This window comes from Bacillus sp. JJ664, from assembly GCF_036962205.1.
In the GTDB taxonomy this organism is placed as follows: domain Bacteria; phylum Bacillota; class Bacilli; order Bacillales; family Bacillaceae_G; genus Gottfriedia.
On record NZ_JBALMS010000052.1, the window covers coordinates 22,076 to 22,292 of the forward strand.

Sequence of the window (217 nt, forward strand, 5' to 3'; positions counted from 1 at the left end):
AGGCGACTGTTTAGCTCCAACAAGCACAAGACGAAGGACAATGTTTGAATTCTGTCTGGTTTTTGACATCGAAAAGCTAGAACAAGTATAGATTTATAATAAGTGGAAGTTCTAAACTGGAGACAAAGTAAAAAAGCATAGCTATTAGCTATGCTTTTAAGTACGTTAATAAATTAAACGCGCTCAATTTTACCTGATTTTAATGCTCTCGCTGATA